Below are 14,767 nucleotides of genomic sequence, written 5' to 3'. Positions count from 1 at the left end.
GGCGCTGCTGGCGCAGACCCAACCGAATCTTAACGAATGGTTGCTAGTTCCCAGGCATGCCGCAGCACGCGGGATGCCTTTGGGGGCTGTTCGACTTGGCCGTGATGGATGCACAACCTGCAACGACCGGACAGGCCGGGCTGATCGGGCGGCTGCGGGCCAAGCTGACGGGCGGATCGAACGAGGCGTCGCTGACGCGGCGGCTGGCCGGCACCATCTTCATCATCCGCGTCATCAGCGCCGGCCTTGCCTATGTCTCGCAGGTGCTGCTGGCGCGCTGGATGGGCACGTCCGATTACGGCATCTATGTCTATGTCTGGACCTGGGTGCTGCTGCTCGGCAGCATGATGGATTTCGGCATCTCTGCGTCCGCGCCAAAGATCATTCCGGAGTATCGCGCCAGCGGTGAGCACGCGCTGCTGCGCGGCTTCCTCTCCGGCAGCCGCTGGCTGACCCTTGCCGCTTCCATGCTGGTGTCGCTGGCCCTCGCCGGCATCGTCAAGCTGCTCTCGGCCTGGATGGATCCTGCCGAGGCGCTGCCGCTCTACATCGGCTGCATGACACTGCCGGCCTTCGTCGTCGCCAACACCCAGGACGGCATTGCGCGCTCGCACGACTGGATGCAGCTCGGCCTGATGCCGCAATTCATCATCCGTCAGGCATTGATCATCGGCATCACGGGCTCCGCCTTCCTGCTCGGCTATCACCTCGGCGCGGTCGCCGCGATGGCTGCAAGCGCCGCGGCGGTGTGGATCGCGATGACCGGGCAGATGGTGGTGCTGAACCGCAAGCTCGCCGATCACATCGAGCCGGGACCGAAGGCCTATGACGTCGGCGGCTGGCTCGCCGTCTCATTGCCCATCCTGCTGGTCGAGAGCTTCTACCTGCTCCTGTCCTACACAGACGTGCTGGTGCTGCAGCAGTTCCGTCCCTCCGAGGAGGTCGGCGTCTATTTCGCCGTGGTGAAGACGCTGGCGCTGGTCTCCTTCATCCACTACGCGATGTCGGCGACGACGGCGCATCGCTTCGCCGAATACCACGCGAGCGGCGACAAGGCGCGGCTGTCGGCTTACGTCGCGCACGCCATCAATTGGACGTTCTGGCCGTCGCTGGCGGCGACCATCGTGCTGCTGGGGCTCGGCAAGCCGCTGCTCTGGCTGTTCGGTCCGCAGTTCACGGTCGGCTACGACATCATGTTCGTCGCCGCAATCGGCCTCGTGGTGCGCTCTGCGATCGGCCCGGTCGAGCGGCTGCTCAACATGCTGGGCCAGCAGAAGATCTGCGCGCTGGCCTACGCGCTGGCCTTCCTCATGAACCTGGTGCTCTGCATCGCGCTGGTACCGCACTACGGCGGCCACGGCGCCGCGGCCGCAACCTCGATCTCACTCACCTTCGAGACGGTGCTGTTGTTCTGGATCGTGCGGCAGCGCCTCGGCCTGCATGTGCTGGCGTTTGGAAAATAGACAACGCCGCTGCCCGATGGGAAGCAGTGTCTTCGCAAGCGGCCGGCGAGCAGGGTAAATCGACTACGGCCTTTTTTGCCTGCAGCATGATTTTTCTTATTTGGCCCAAGCGGTTGCGTACTGGGGAAAGTTTATCTTAGGTCGTATTGCCCCGTCGACGAGATCAACCTAAGATTCGCCCTTACATGTTCGATCCACTCTACGTCGCCTCTGGTTTCGGTGTCGGTCTGCTCGTCGGCATGACGGGCGTAGGCGGCGGCTCGTTGATGACGCCGCTCCTGATCCTGTTGTTCGGCGTTCATCCCTCCACCGCGGTCGGAACCGACCTGCTCTATGCCGCCGCCACCAAGACTGCCGGCAGCGTGGTGCATGGCTGGTCGCGCAGCGTGCACTGGCCGGCCGTGCTGCGACTCGCCTGCGGAAGCATTCCGGCGAGCGCGCTGACGCTGCTGGTGCTGTGGAAGCTCGATCTCAAGAGCGATGCCGAGCGCAGCATGGTCAATCTGGTGCTGTGCTTCGCGCTGCTGCTGACCGCGACTTCGCTGATCTTCCGCAAGTCGCTCATGGAGCGCTATCGTCGTCGGCTCGAGCAGGTCGACGCGCGCGCCACCGCGATTGCGACCGTCGCCACCGGCATTGTGCTGGGCGTGCTGGTGTCGATCTCTTCGGTCGGTGCCGGCGCGGTCGGCGTCACGGTGCTGCTGCTGCTTTACCCGCGCCTGCCGATGGCGACCATCGTCGGCTCCGATATTGCACACGCCGTGCCGCTGACGCTGGTCGCCGGCATCGGACATTGGGCGCTCGGCGACGTCGACTGGGCGCTGATGGGCGTGCTGCTTTTGGGCTCGCTGCCCGGCATCGTTATCGGCAGCTACAGCGCAACGCGCGTGCCTGAAACCTTGCTGCGACTGACACTTGCCTGCGTGCTGTTCGCGGTCACAGGCAAGATCGTGTTTGCGGAACTGAATTTGTCGACGGTCTTCGTGACGGCGCTGGCCTGGACGCATTAGACCAAAGACCCCACACTCTCACGGCCATCGCCCGGCTTGACCGGGCGATCCGGTACCCCGGCAAGCTGTGATCGCATCGATAAGCCGCGGCGTACCGGATGCCCCGTCAAGCCGGGGCATGGCAGCGAGCCAGCTGAACCGGCGCGACCTACGCCGCCGTCCAGCCGCCGTCGATGGAGAGATTGGAGCCGGTGATCTGCGCAGCATCGTCGCTGCAGAGGAACAGCGCCAGCGCGGCGACCTGCTCGGAGGTGACGAACTCCTTCGTCGGCTGCGCATCGAGCAGCACGTCGTTGATGACCTGCTCGCGTGTCAGGTTGCGCGCCTTCATGGTGTCGGGAATCTGCTTCTCGACCAGCGGCGTCCAGACGTAGCCGGGGCTGATGCAGTTGCAGGTGATCTTGTGCGTGGCAACTTCCAGCGCCACGGTCTTGGTGAGTCCGGCGATGCCGTGCTTGGCCGAGACGTAGGCCGACTTGAAGGGCGAAGCGACCAGCGAATGCGCGGAGGCCGTGTTGATGATGCGGCCCCAGCCCCTCTTCTTCATGCCGGGGACGGCGGCACGGATGCCGTGAAAGGCCGAGGACAGGTTGATCGCGATGATCTGGTCCCACTTTTCCAGAGGGAACTCCTCGATCGGCGAGACGAACTGGATGCCGGCATTGTTGACGAGGATATCGACCGAGCCGAACGTCTTCTCGCCGAGCGCGATCATGCCGGCGATCTCGGCGGGCTTGGTCATGTCGGCGGGCGAGTAGATCGCCTTCACGCCGAATTCGGACTCGATCTTGGCGCGCTCCTTCTCGATATCTTCCGGCGCGCCGAAGCCGTTGATGACGACGTTGGCACCGGCGCCGGCGAACGCACGCGCATAGGCGAGCCCGATGCCGCTGGTCGATCCGGTCACGACGGCGTTCTTGCCTGACAGACTACCCATTCTATTCGCTCCTTTTTGCCGGGGGCGCGGTGACGTCCCCCGTGAGATCGTAGGTCACCATGGTCTCGCCGGACTGCGGCCGCTCGAGCCAGTCCTTGTGGCGCATCGACAGATGCACGTCGCGCACGCCGGCTTCCCAATGCTCGACCATGGCGACATGCGAGAAGTCGTAATCCTTGGACGAGGATTCGTAGTTCTTGCTGCGGTAGATCAGGTGCACCACCGTGACGGTGCTTTCGCGCGACACTTTCGCCAGGAATTCGACCGAAGGATCGTTCTTCAGGTCATCCGGCAATTTGCTGATGAGGTCGCGCACGGCCCTGCGGGCGTTATGCAACTGCTTGTTCTTGTCGGTGTTCATCCGCGTGCGGCTCGAATAGCGGATGTCCTTCTCGCGCTCGGCGGCCTCCAGCAGCGAGGTCGGCAGATCGCCGCGGGCGGAAAACAAATCGACCTGGAAGATCAGCATGTCGCGCTCGAGCTCGGTATCGAGCACGTAGTCGAGCGGGGTGTTGGAGGCGATGCCGCCATCCCAATAATGCTCACCGTCGATGATCACCGAAGGAAAGCCCGGCGGCAGCGCTCCCGAGGCCATGATGTGCTCGGGACCGATGATCTTGCCGAGCTTCTTGAACTCGAAATTGTCGAAATATCTGAAATTGCCCGAGGTGACGCCGACCGCTCCCACCGATAGTCGCGTCTTCAGATCGTTGATGCGGTCGAAATCGACCAGACCTTCCAGCGTCTTCTTGAGCGGCGAGGTGTCGTAATAGCTTTGTGCTTCGGGGTGCCCCGGCGGCCACAGCGGCGCCGGCGGAATGCGCGGCGTGAAGAACCCGGGCACGCCGAAGGTCGCGATCAGCGCTGCACTGGTCGAATTGAAAAGCTCGCGGCTTTGATCGCTCTTGCCGAGAGGCTTCCACGGCACCGGCGCCGACACCATCTCCCAGAATTCCTTGAGCCGCTTGACGCGCGTCTGGCCCTCATTGCCGGCGATGATGGCGGCGTTGACCGCACCGATGGAGATGCCCGCGACCCATTCGGGCTCGAAGCCGTAGCCGCACAGCGCCTGAAGGGCGCCGGCCTGGTAGGAGCCGAGCGCACCGCCGCCCTGGAGGACCAGGACGCGTTGCGCATTCGTGGGGATTGTTGCGATTTCCGGACTATGATCGGTCATGCTGGAACAATAGCAGAGGCCCGGTCAACGTGGCGACACTCCGCCGTGGCGTCAATGCACCCCAAATCAAGTCTGGCTTATCGCGGCTCCGTCGAGGCCAGGATCATGGTCCAGAACACCTTGTATTTGGTGCCGGGAGCATAGCTCGCCGCGATGCCCAATTTTGTGACACCGTTCTTGAGCATGTTGGCGCGGTGCGGAGGCGAATCGCGCCAGCCGGAAAACGCCTCCGCCAGCGTATGATAGCCTGCGGAGATGTTCTCGACGGCCACGGTCGCGGGATAGCCGCCGGCGGCCAGGCGCCTGGCCAGCGGCGCGCGGACATCGTGGTCCATCTTGTTGGCCGCCGCCATCGCATTGGACTGCGATTCGGCGAGCCGCGTCAGATCGGGGTCGATCACGACCGTGCCGAGCCCGTTGTTCTGGCGGTATTGCGAGATCATCACCGCTGCCGCTTGCACATCGAGCTTGGAGCCCGGGACCGCCATGTCGGTGTACATGGACGGCTGCTGGACCGGTGTCTCATTGCCGGCACAACCGGCGAGCAGCAAAGTGATGAGAATTGCGGCCGCAGCGCGCATGAATCGAGACCCCCAAATGAGGGGCCGTTGTTGCATACCAACCGTGGCTGAAAGGTGAATTTTGAGGAAAAATTGAGCCGTTATTCCCCACGCGCGCCTCAGCGCGAGCCCGGAATCTCGCGCGACGATCTCGCGATTCCGGGTTCGATGCTCCGCATCGCCCCGGAATGACCGGGCGCCTCAGCCCGCAAATATCCGGTAGCGGCGGGGCTCCAAGCCGATCATGTCGCCGACGCGCAGCTCCTTGTCGCGGGGGGCGTCGATCTCGATGGTCTCGCCGCCCGACAGCGCGACCTCGGCGCGCTGTACGGGGCCGAAATTGCGGACATGCCGAACAGCGCCCTCGAACGCGCCGCTGCCGGGCGGGCCGATCAGCATGTCGTGTCGCCGGACGAACAGCTTCGACGCGCCAGGCGCAAGCCCTTCGGCTGCGAGCCGAAGCGGCCGGCCACCGAGCCTGACAGCACCGCCCTCGACCTGGACCGGCAGCTCGATGGACTCGCCGATGAAGCCGTGGACGAAGGCGGTCGCCGGATATTCATAGACATCGCCGGGCGAGCCGATCTGCTCGATCCTGCCCTTGTCCATCACGACGACACGGTTGGCGACTTCGAGCGCCTCCTCCTGATCATGGGTGACGAAGATCGAGGTCACGTGGATTTCGTGATGCAGGGAGCGCAGCCATTCGCGGAGCTCTTTCCGCACCTTGGCATCGAGCGCGCCGAACGGCTCGTCGAGCAGCAGGATGCGCGGCTCGATCGCGAGCGCGCGGGCGAGCGCGATGCGCTGGCGCTGGCCACCGGAAAGCTGGCTCGGATAGCGGTCGGCGAGCCAGTCGAGCTGCACGAGATCGAGCAGCTCCTTGACCCGGGTCCGGATCGCGGCCTCGTCCTTGCGGACCGCGCGCGGCTGCACGCGCAGACCGAAGGCGACGTTCTCGAACACCGTCATGTGGCGGAACAGCGCGTAGTGCTGGAACACGAAGCCGACGTGCCGCTCGCGCGCGCCCTGGGCCAGTGCGTCCTCGCCATTGATGAAGACCTCGCCTGAATCGGGCCAGTCGAGGCCGGCGACGATCCGCAGCAACGTGGTCTTTCCGGAGCCGGACGGACCAAGCAGCGCCACCAGCTCGCCGCTGTCGACCTTGAGATCGATGCCGTCAAGCGCTTTGAAGCTGCCGAAAGTCTTGACGAGATTTCTGACTTCAATGGTCACTTGCGTCCTGTCCTTCGTCCAGATGGCGTTCGAGAACGGCCTTCGCGATCAGCGTGATCGGCGCCAGCATCGCCAGCAGCGAGGCGATCGCAAAGGCGGCGGCGAACTGATACTCGTTGTAGAGGATCTCGACCAGCAGCGGCATCCTATTGGTCTCGCCACGAACATGGCGGGAGACGCCTTCGACGACGCCCGATCAGTCTTGTAGATCTGATCAAAGTCGCCGCCATGGGCGAAATGCTCCTTCTGCGCCTTGGTCCAACCGCCGAAGACGTCCCGAACAGCTCGATCTTCGCGAAGATGCTCTCGTGCTTTCCTCGCAATCTTGGCGTCGCTGGAACGATAGAAAGTGCGCGCCGCGACCGCTCGCGCCCCTTAGTATACCAATACCGCAAGCAAGGGTCAGCCGCGTTCAGGCTGCTTTTCTGTCGACAACCTCGTCGACGATGGTGACGGGGGCTCGGCGAGGATCGATCGACGCAGTGCCACGGATAGGGCGACGAATTCTGCGCAGGCGCTTCTGCCAATCGGTCGTGGTGAGACCCTTGCGCGCGATGGCGTCGATCCCACAGGCCAGCGTAAGCGTCAGCACATCGGCCTGCCATCCATCGATCACCGCGCGCGCCTGCGAACGCTATCGCCATGCGACGGCCTGATCCCGACGCTCTTGCCTGTCTCCTTCCGATGGGCGGTCGAAGCCTCGTGACGGTGCTACGAAGCCTTCATCGTGTGAATGCCGCATTCTGTCTTGGCTCGGCCGCGCCAGCGACCAGCGCGCGCATCCTCACCCTCGGTCGTTCTGCTGGTGCAAGGCATGCACCCAACCGACAGGAATCCTGAAGCAACCAGAGGATGCCTCGGCAGCCTGGCGCGGACGAAGATCGCCTCGATCTCCTGGCGCGAAACATTGGCGAAGGGATTGAACTTCAAGCGCACGCCATCGTCCTCGACGACCGGAATCTCGGCGCGCGCATTGCCCTGGAAACGCTTGCGGCCGTTGATCCAGGCCGAGAACGGCTGCAGCGCGCGCGCCAGCGGCTCGACCTTGCGAATGCGGCAACAGGCGTCGGGATCGGAGAACCAGAGATCGCGGTCGGGATCGTCGAGCGACAGCACCTCCTCGGCCGGCTTGACCGAGCGGACATCCTTGAGGCCCAGCGTGGCGATCAGCGTATCGCGATAAGCCAGCGTCTCCTCAAACAACCAGCCGGTGTCGAGAAAGATCACCGGAATCGCAGCATCGACGTCTGCCATGACCTTGAGGAGCGTCGCCGATTCCGTGCCGAAGGACGACACCAGCGCGAGCTTGTCGCGCCCGACCGTCTTCAGCGCCGCCGCAACGATCTCCGCTGGCGAGGCATCGCGCAAGGCGCGATCGAGCTCGTCCGCCGAGGGCAACGAAGAGACTGCTGAAACCTGAGGCGCGACCGCATTCACGTGCCGACACCTTCAGAATGACGCAGCTGCATGCGCCGGTGCAGCGCCGTGATGCGGCCGTCGCCGGTCGGCTGGTAGAACACCGAATAGCGCTTGGCCGTCTGCATGAAGGCCTCGGCATCAGCCTGCTTCTTCACCTCGAAGGCATCGAACCCGGCGCGCAGCATGAACACGAACTGGTCGCGCAGCACCTGGCCGGTGGCGCGCAACTCGCCGCGGTAATTGTAGCGCTCGCGGAGCAGCCTCGCCTGGCTGTAGGCGCGCCCGTCCCGGAACGTCGGAAACACCAGCGCGACGGCGGCGACCTTGCCGAGATACGGCACCAGCTCAGCGATGTCACGATTGTTCGGCCAGATCACGCCAACCTTGCCCGAACGCTCGAGCAGCGCGTCGGCCTCAGCGAGAAACCGCTCGGCCGGCACCAGGATGTCGCCGCCCTCGGGCAGCGGGGTGTCGACGGCGAGCTTGACGAAGCCGTCGCCCGTGATCTTTCCGCCGCTAACGAGTGGCATAGACACGCTCCTTGAAGGGTTCGACGCCGAGGCGCTTGACCGTATCCATGAACAGCTCCTCCGGCCGCTCACGCAGCGCCAGATAGGCTTCCACGACGTCTTCGACGACATCGGCGACTTCGTCGAACTTGACGCCGGGGCCGATCAGGGTCCCGAGCGTGGCGTTCTCGTCGGCGCGGCCGCCGATCGTGATCTGGTAGACTTCCTCGCCGTTCTTCTCGACGCCGAGAATGCCGATGTGGCCGACATGGTGATGGCCGCAGGCATTGATGCAGCCGGAGATGTTGATGTGGAGCCGGCCGATGAGGTTGGCGAGCTCGTGATTGGCGAAGCGCCGCGTCAGCTCCTGCGCGATCGGGATCGAGCGGGCATTCGCCAGCGAGCAATAATCGAGCCCCGGGCAGGCGATGATGTCGGTGATCAGATTGACGTTCGGCGTCGCGAGCCCGAGCTTGTCGAGCGCCTTCCACAGCGCCGGCAGATCGCGCTTGGCCACATGCGGCAGCGCCAGGTTCTGCTCGTGGCCGACGCGAATCTCGCCGAAGGAATATTGGTCGGCGAGATCGGCGAGCGCGTCCATCTGCTTGGCGGTGGCATCGCCCGGAGGGCCGCCGGTCGGCTTCAGCGAGATCGTGACGATGGAATAGCCCTGCACCTTGTGCGGTGCGACCGAGTTCTTGCGCCACGCCTCGAAATCCGGATCGGCCGCGGCCTGGCGCAGCTCGTCGGGCATGTGCGGCAGCTTCTCGTAGGCGGGATAGGTGAAGCGCGAGCGGATGTCCTCGATCACCTCGTCGTCGATCTGGAGCGAGGAGTTGCGGATCTGCTGCCACTCCTCCTCGACCTCGCGCGAGAACTTCTCGATGCCGAGCTCGTGCACAAGGATCTTGATGCGCGCCTTGTAGATGTTGTCGCGGCGGCCGTACTGATTGTAGACGCGCAAGATCGCCTCGATGTAGCTGAGGATGTCGCGTCCGTGCACGAAGTGCTTGATGGTCTTGGCGATGAAGGGCGTGCGGCCGAGACCGCCGCCGACCAGTACCTCGAAGCCGGTCTCCCCCTTCTCGTTCCTGATCAGGCGCAGGCCGATGTCGTGGATCTTGATCGCGGCGCGGTCGTGATCCGAGGCGGTGATCGCAATCTTGAACTTGCGCGGCAGGAACGAGAATTCCGGATGCAGCGTGGTGTGCTGGCGGATCAGCTCCGACCAGATGCGGGGATCCTCGATCTCGCCGGGCGCGACGCCGGCCCACTGGTCCGAGGTGACGTTGCGCATGTTGTTGCCGGAGGTCTGCATCGCATGGATGCCGACCTTGGCAAGGTCTTCGAGCGCGTCCGGCAGCTCGGCGAGCTTGATCCAGTTGAACTGGATGTTTTGCCGCGTGGTGAAATGGCCGTAGCCGCGGTCGTATTTGCGCGCGACGTGGGCGAGCGCCCGCAGCTGGTTGGTCGCCAGCGTGCCGTAGGGGATCGCGACGCGGAACATGTAGGCGTGCAGCTGCAGATACACGCCGTTCTGAAGCCGCAGGATCTTGAACTCGTCCTCGGTGAGTTCGCCGGAGAGGCGCCGCTTCACCTGGTCGCGGAACTCCGAGACGCGCTCGTTGACGAGCGTGCGGTCGATTTCGTCGTAAGCATACATGAGTGCGTGCCTTAAACCTGGGCCGGCTGTCCGATGGTGACGCCGGTGCGGCGAATCTGTTCGCGCAGATTGCCGGGAACGATCCTGCCGTCGGCACCGATCTGAACCGGCGCGATATAGGGACCGATGGCACCGACGTCATCGGCCACGGCCTCCGCAAGCAACGCCTTGGCCTCCTCGGAGTTGCGCACGATCGCGGCTTCCGAGAGCTCCGCGGACCAGGCCCTAGCGGCGGTGCGGTACACGACGATGCCGTCCCAGGTGCGGTTGGCGGTCACGACGGAGGGGCCGGCGATGCGGATCTTCTTTTGTTCGAGCGGAGAGGTCATTCGGCTGCATCCAGGAGGTCGGAGATGATTTGTCTTGGAGATTGGCGGCGAAGCGAGCCGGCGTGCCGGACCACGTCGCCGATGATGAGGATGGCGGGACCGCCCTGGGTCCGCCGCACCAGTTCGGGCAGATCCCGCAGCGTGCCGATCGCGCCTTGCGCATCGGGCCGCGTGACGCGGGCGAACACGCCGACCGGCGTCTCCGGCGAGCGGCCGGCCGCGAACAGGCCCGCGCGCACGGCCGGCGCCGCGGTCATGCCCATGTAGACCACGACGGTCATCTTGGTGTCGGTCAACGTCGACCAGTCGACGGCTTCCGCATCGCGCGCCTTGTGTGCGGTGAGGAAAGTGATGCGCGTCGCTTCATGGCGGTACGTCAGCGGCACCTCGAAATCGGCGGCGCCGCCGAGGCCCGCCGTGATGCCGGGGATGATCGAATAAGCGACGCCGGCGGCACGCAGCGCTTCAACCTCTTCGCCGCCGCGGCCGAACACGAAGGGATCGCCGCCCTTCAGCCGCACCACGCGCTGACCGGATTGCGCCGCCTCGATCATGCGCTTGTTGATAGCGTCCTGGCCGATGCCGGGCTTGCCGACGCGGCGGCCGACCGCGACGCGCGTGGTGTCGCGGCGGATGCGATCGAGAATCTCGGGCGAGACCAGTTCGTCATGGAAAACGACGTCCGCATCCTGCAACGCGCGCAGCGCCTTGATGGTGAGCAGATCGGGATCGCCTGGCCCCGCACCGACCAGCGCGACCGAGCCTTCCGGCTTGTCGGCACGCGCGAATTCGGAAGGGTCGGCAATCGCCTTGAGCGATGCGTCCGCTTCGCTCCTGCGACCGGCGAGCACGGCGGCGCCGATCGGACCGTCGATCACGCGCTCCCAGAAGCGGCGACGCAGCGGAAATTCGGCGATACGTTCGTTGATGGACTTGCGGAAGCCGCCGATGAACTCCGCAAGCTCGCCGATGCGGGCCGGCAGCAGCGCCTCGATCTTCTCCCGCACGCGACGCGCCACCACCGGCGAGGTTCCGCCGGTGCCGACCGCGACCACGACATCCCCGCGATCGACGATCGCCGGGAAAATGAAGCTGGAATGTTCGAGATCGTCCATGACGTTGACGGGCAGGCCGGCAGCCTTGGCGCGGACCGACATCGCCACCCCGACATCACCCGCACCAGCGCAAACGATGGCGATGACACCTGAGAGATCGGCCGTGAGCGGATCGCCCGCCGCGATCTCGACGCGCGCCGCATCTTCCGGGTTGAGGCCAAGGTCATGGTTACCGTCGATCGCGTGCACGCGGATGCGTGCGCCGGCAGCAGCGAGCACGCGCAGCTTGGCGCGCAAAAGCTCGCCCGCACCGATGAGGACCACCGGACCGGCCTTGAGATCGAGAAATACCGGCAAGAACCGCATGCGCTACTCGCTTCCCCACAACCGGGGTTGACTGGAATTATTTTCTATATATGTCTCGTTTCTAGCGCGCAAAGAGAAAATTTTTTCTTCTCTTCCGCACTGCAACTATAGAATTTTCGCCTCCAAACGCAAAGTCGCAGAGATGCATCTTCTCAAGGACGATTCCGCCGCTGATCGAGTGAGCAAGCCGGCGCCGGCCGACCCCGCGCGCGCGCAAGAATTCTCCGCCGATGTCGCTCCGAGCATGGACCATCTCGACCAGCTCGAGGCGCAGAGCATCTACATCTTCCGCGAGGCTTTTGCCCGGCTGAAGAAGATCGCCTTGTTGTGGTCGCTCGGGAAAGATTCCAACGTGATGATCTGGCTGGCGCGGAAAGCCTTCTTCGGCAAGATGCCGTTCCCGGCTCTTCACGTCGATACCGGCAAGAAGTTTCCGGAGATGTATCGCTTCCGCGATCATTACGGCAAAGAATGGGATCTCGATTTGCGCGTCGAGCCCTGCCCGCCGATCGATGCCGTCGACCCGACGCTGCCGCCGGCCGCGCGTTCCGCCGCGCGCAAGACCGAGGGCCTCAAGATGGCGCTCGCCAAATACGGCTTCGACGGCCTGATCGCCGGCATCCGCCGCGACGAGGAGGCGACGCGCGCCAAGGAGCGCGTGTTCTCGCCGCGCGGCCTCGAAGGCAATTGGGATGTGCGCGACCAGCCGCCGGAGTTCTGGGATCATTTCAACGCCTCGCCGCCGCAGGGCGCGCATCTGCGCATCCATCCGATCCTGCATTGGACCGAGGCCGACATCTGGGCCTACACCAAGCGCGAGAACATCCCGATCATTCCGTTGTACCTCGCCAGGAACGGCAAGCGCTATCGCTCGCTGGGTGACCAGGACATTACCAATCCGGTCGCCTCAAACGCTTCGAACATCGACGAGATCCTGATCGAGCTCGAACAGACCAAGGTACCGGAGCGCTCGGGGCGCGCGCTCGATCACGAGACCGAGGACGCTTTCGAGCGCCTGCGCGTCGCCGGCTATCTCTGACCTCAAGGACGCGAGCGTTCCATGAACATGATCGTCACCACGGCTCCGCCGAGCACTCCGAACGGCACCACCCGTCCCCAGGTGCGCATCGTCATCGTCGGCCATGTCGATCACGGCAAGTCGACGCTGGTCGGCCGGCTCCTGCACGAGACCGGCAGCCTGCCCGAGGGCAAGCTGGACATGTTGAAAGCCGTCAGCGCGCGGCGCGGCATGCCGTTCGAATGGTCGTTCCTGCTCGATGCGCTGCAGACCGAGCGCGACCAGGGCATCACCATCGACACCACGCAGATCCGTTTCCGCACCAATTCGCGCGACATCGTGCTGATCGACGCGCCCGGCCATGCCGAGTTCCTGCGCAACATGATCACCGGCGCCTCCCAGGCCGACGGCGCGGTGCTGATCATCGATGCGCTCGAGGGTGTGCGCGACCAGACCAGGCGGCATGGCTATCTCCTGCATCTGCTCGGCGTGAAGCAGGTTGCGGTCGTCGTCAACAAAATGGATCGCGTCGATTTCTCCGTCAACCGCTTCAACGCGATCAGCGACGAGATCTCCGCGCATCTCAATGGCCTCGGCGTGACACCGACGGCGGTGATCCCGATTTCGGCGCGCGACGGCGACGGCGTCGCGGAGCGCACCGATCGGATCGGCTGGTACAAGGGACCAAGCGTGGTCGAAGCGCTTGACCGGCTCGAGCCCGCACGGGCGCTGGAGGCACTGCCGCTACGGCTGCCGGTGCAGGCAATTTACAAATTCGACGACCGCCGCATCGTCGCGGGCCGCATCGAGTCCGGCAACCTGATCGCCGGCGACGAGATCGTGATCATGCCCGCCGGCAAGATCGCCAGGATCAAGTCGGTCGAGAGCTGGCCGGTAACGTCGGTCGCCAGCCGTCAGGGCGCGGGCCGCTCGGTCGGCATCACGCTCGATCGCGAATTGTTCATCGAGCGCGGCGACATCGTCGCGCATGCAGGCAGCGCACCGCGCGAAACGCGGCGGCTGCGCGCGCGGATCTTCTGGCTGCACGACAAGCCGCTCGCCAGGGGCGACCAGCTGCTGGTGCGCTGCGGGCCGAAGGAAAGCCGCGCCACCGTGGTTGCCATCGAGAAGGCGATCGATCCCGGCGAGCTCTCGAGCTCCGAGAACAGGGTGATCGGCCGCAACCATGTCGGCGAGATCGACATCTCCCTGTCCAGTCCGATCGCGACCGACCCCTACACCGAGAACCCGCGCACCGGCCGCCTCGTGATCGAGGTGTCCGGACGCATCGCCGGCGGCGGCCTGGTGCTGTCGGTCGATGCCGGCCAACGCGCCGTGCCTGTTGACATCGTGCCGGTGGAATCGGCGCTGCGGCCCGACGAGCGCTCGGCGCGCTATCGCCACAACGGCGCCGTGGTCTGGCTCACCGGCCTGCCCGCCTCCGGCAAGTCGACGCTGGCAAAAGCGCTGGAGCGGCGGCTGTTCAGCCATGGCGGCTCGCCGATCCTGCTGGACGGCGACACGCTGCGCGCGGGCCTCAACAGCGATCTCGGCTTCTCCGCCGCTGATCGCAGCGAGAACATCCGCCGCCTCGCCGAGGTCGCGACGCACCTTGCCCGCAACGGCCATATCGCCATCGTCGCCGCGGTCTCGCCGGCCCGCGAGGATCGCGCAGCGGCACGCCGGATCGCCGACACCGCGTTCCGCGAGATCCACGTCGCGACGCCGGCCGAGGTGTGCGAGGAGCGCGACCCCAAGGGCCACTACAAGAAGGCCCGTGCAGGTGCATTGGCTTCGTTCACCGGGATCGGCAACGACTACGAGAAGCCTGACGCGGCCGAACTCGTGATCGACACGTCGAAGAGGACGGTCGCCGAGGCGACCGACGAGGTCGAGCACATGCTGAAGACGACCGGCGTGCTGTTCGACGAGGTCGTGGACCTCGCTGCGAATATTTGATTCTGTCCCAGCCCCCCGCGGTCCTCGCCCGATTGGCCGGGCGCCCCAATACGCCGGAGACAGCGA

14 protein-coding genes and 1 pseudogene are annotated in these 14,767 nt (G+C 65.0%); 4 read left to right on the top strand and 11 right to left on the bottom strand.

All coding sequences use genetic code 11. The annotated features are described in order from the left end of the window. Positions 1-95: 95 nt before the first annotated feature. Both K408_RS0121090 and K408_RS0121085 read left to right on the top strand, forming a co-directional pair. A complete protein-coding gene (locus tag K408_RS0121090; RefSeq protein WP_024340501.1) occupies positions 96-1,463 on the top strand; it encodes a flippase in 1,368 nt (455 codons plus the stop codon). Positions 1,464-1,648: 185 nt separating this feature from the next. Then, complete coding sequence (locus tag K408_RS0121085; RefSeq protein ID WP_024340502.1) at positions 1,649-2,473, top strand: sulfite exporter TauE/SafE family protein; 825 nt, start codon at positions 1,649-1,651, stop codon at positions 2,471-2,473. 148 nt (positions 2,474-2,621) lie between these two features. Here the strand turns inward: K408_RS0121085 and K408_RS0121080 are convergent, their stop codons facing one another. The 11 genes and pseudogenes from K408_RS0121080 to cysG form a co-directional block, all read right to left on the bottom strand. Then, complete coding sequence (locus K408_RS0121080; RefSeq protein WP_024340503.1) at positions 2,622-3,410, bottom strand: 3-hydroxybutyrate dehydrogenase; 789 nt, start codon at positions 3,408-3,410, stop codon at positions 2,622-2,624. A gap of 1 nt (position 3,411) precedes the next feature. Then, positions 3,412-4,587, bottom strand: a complete 1,176-nt coding sequence (locus K408_RS0121075) for a DUF3734 domain-containing protein (protein WP_024340504.1) — start codon at positions 4,585-4,587, stop codon at positions 3,412-3,414. Positions 4,588-4,664: 77 nt separating this feature from the next. Next, complete coding sequence (locus tag K408_RS0121070) at positions 4,665-5,168, bottom strand: CAP domain-containing protein (RefSeq protein WP_024340505.1); 504 nt, start codon at positions 5,166-5,168, stop codon at positions 4,665-4,667. Between the two features lie 180 nt (positions 5,169-5,348). Further along, positions 5,349-6,383: a sulfate/molybdate ABC transporter ATP-binding protein gene (locus K408_RS0121065; protein ID WP_024340506.1), complete on the bottom strand. Its 1,035-nt coding sequence runs from the start codon at positions 6,381-6,383 to the stop codon at positions 5,349-5,351. Beyond that, positions 6,373-6,576 (bottom strand): annotated as a pseudogene (cysW, locus tag K408_RS41180) (sulfate/thiosulfate ABC transporter permease CysW); the annotation flags it as partial. The gene K408_RS0121065 and the pseudogene cysW, both read right to left, overlap by 11 nt. Positions 6,577-6,795: 219 nt before the next feature. Further along, a complete protein-coding gene (locus K408_RS0121055) occupies positions 6,796-6,999 on the bottom strand; it encodes a hypothetical protein (protein ID WP_024340507.1) in 204 nt (67 codons plus the stop codon). A gap of 95 nt (positions 7,000-7,094) precedes the next feature. Continuing rightward, positions 7,095-7,820 (bottom strand): phosphoadenylyl-sulfate reductase, encoded by a 726-nt coding sequence (locus K408_RS0121050; protein ID WP_024340508.1) that lies wholly within the window; start codon positions 7,818-7,820, stop codon positions 7,095-7,097. Further along, on the bottom strand, positions 7,817-8,332 hold the full coding sequence (locus K408_RS0121045; RefSeq protein WP_024340509.1) for a DUF934 domain-containing protein: 516 nt from the start codon (positions 8,330-8,332) through the stop codon (positions 7,817-7,819). Before K408_RS0121045 ends, K408_RS0121050 begins: the two co-directional genes overlap by 4 nt. After that, on the bottom strand, positions 8,319-9,974 hold the full coding sequence (locus tag K408_RS0121040) for a nitrite/sulfite reductase (RefSeq protein ID WP_024340510.1): 1,656 nt from the start codon (positions 9,972-9,974) through the stop codon (positions 8,319-8,321). The genes K408_RS0121045 and K408_RS0121040 overlap by 14 nt, the downstream gene beginning before the upstream one ends. A gap of 11 nt (positions 9,975-9,985) precedes the next feature. After that, a complete protein-coding gene (locus K408_RS0121035; RefSeq protein ID WP_024340511.1) occupies positions 9,986-10,303 on the bottom strand; it encodes a DUF2849 domain-containing protein in 318 nt (105 codons plus the stop codon). Then, the gene (gene cysG / locus K408_RS0121030; RefSeq protein ID WP_024340512.1) at positions 10,300-11,724 is read right to left on the bottom strand and encodes a siroheme synthase CysG; all 1,425 of its coding nucleotides are present in this window, start codon (positions 11,722-11,724) and stop codon (positions 10,300-10,302) included. The genes K408_RS0121035 and cysG overlap by 4 nt, the downstream gene beginning before the upstream one ends. 244 nt (positions 11,725-11,968) lie before the next feature. On the opposite strand from cysG, the gene cysD reads away from it, so the two are divergent. After that, positions 11,969-12,763, top strand: a complete 795-nt coding sequence (gene cysD, locus K408_RS0121025; RefSeq protein WP_024340513.1) for a sulfate adenylyltransferase subunit CysD — start codon at positions 11,969-11,971, stop codon at positions 12,761-12,763. 21 nt (positions 12,764-12,784) lie between these two features. Further along, positions 12,785-14,701 (top strand): adenylyl-sulfate kinase, encoded by a 1,917-nt coding sequence (cysC, locus tag K408_RS0121020; RefSeq protein WP_024340514.1) that lies wholly within the window; start codon positions 12,785-12,787, stop codon positions 14,699-14,701. The last annotated feature ends 66 nt before the right edge of the window (positions 14,702-14,767 follow it).

It is taken from the genome of Bradyrhizobium sp. in8p8, assembly GCF_000426845.1.
In the GTDB taxonomy this organism is placed as follows: domain Bacteria; phylum Pseudomonadota; class Alphaproteobacteria; order Rhizobiales; family Xanthobacteraceae; genus Bradyrhizobium; species Bradyrhizobium japonicum_C.
The sequence above is the reverse complement of the archived record's forward strand: the minus strand, read 5'-3'. Positions and strand labels throughout refer to the sequence as shown.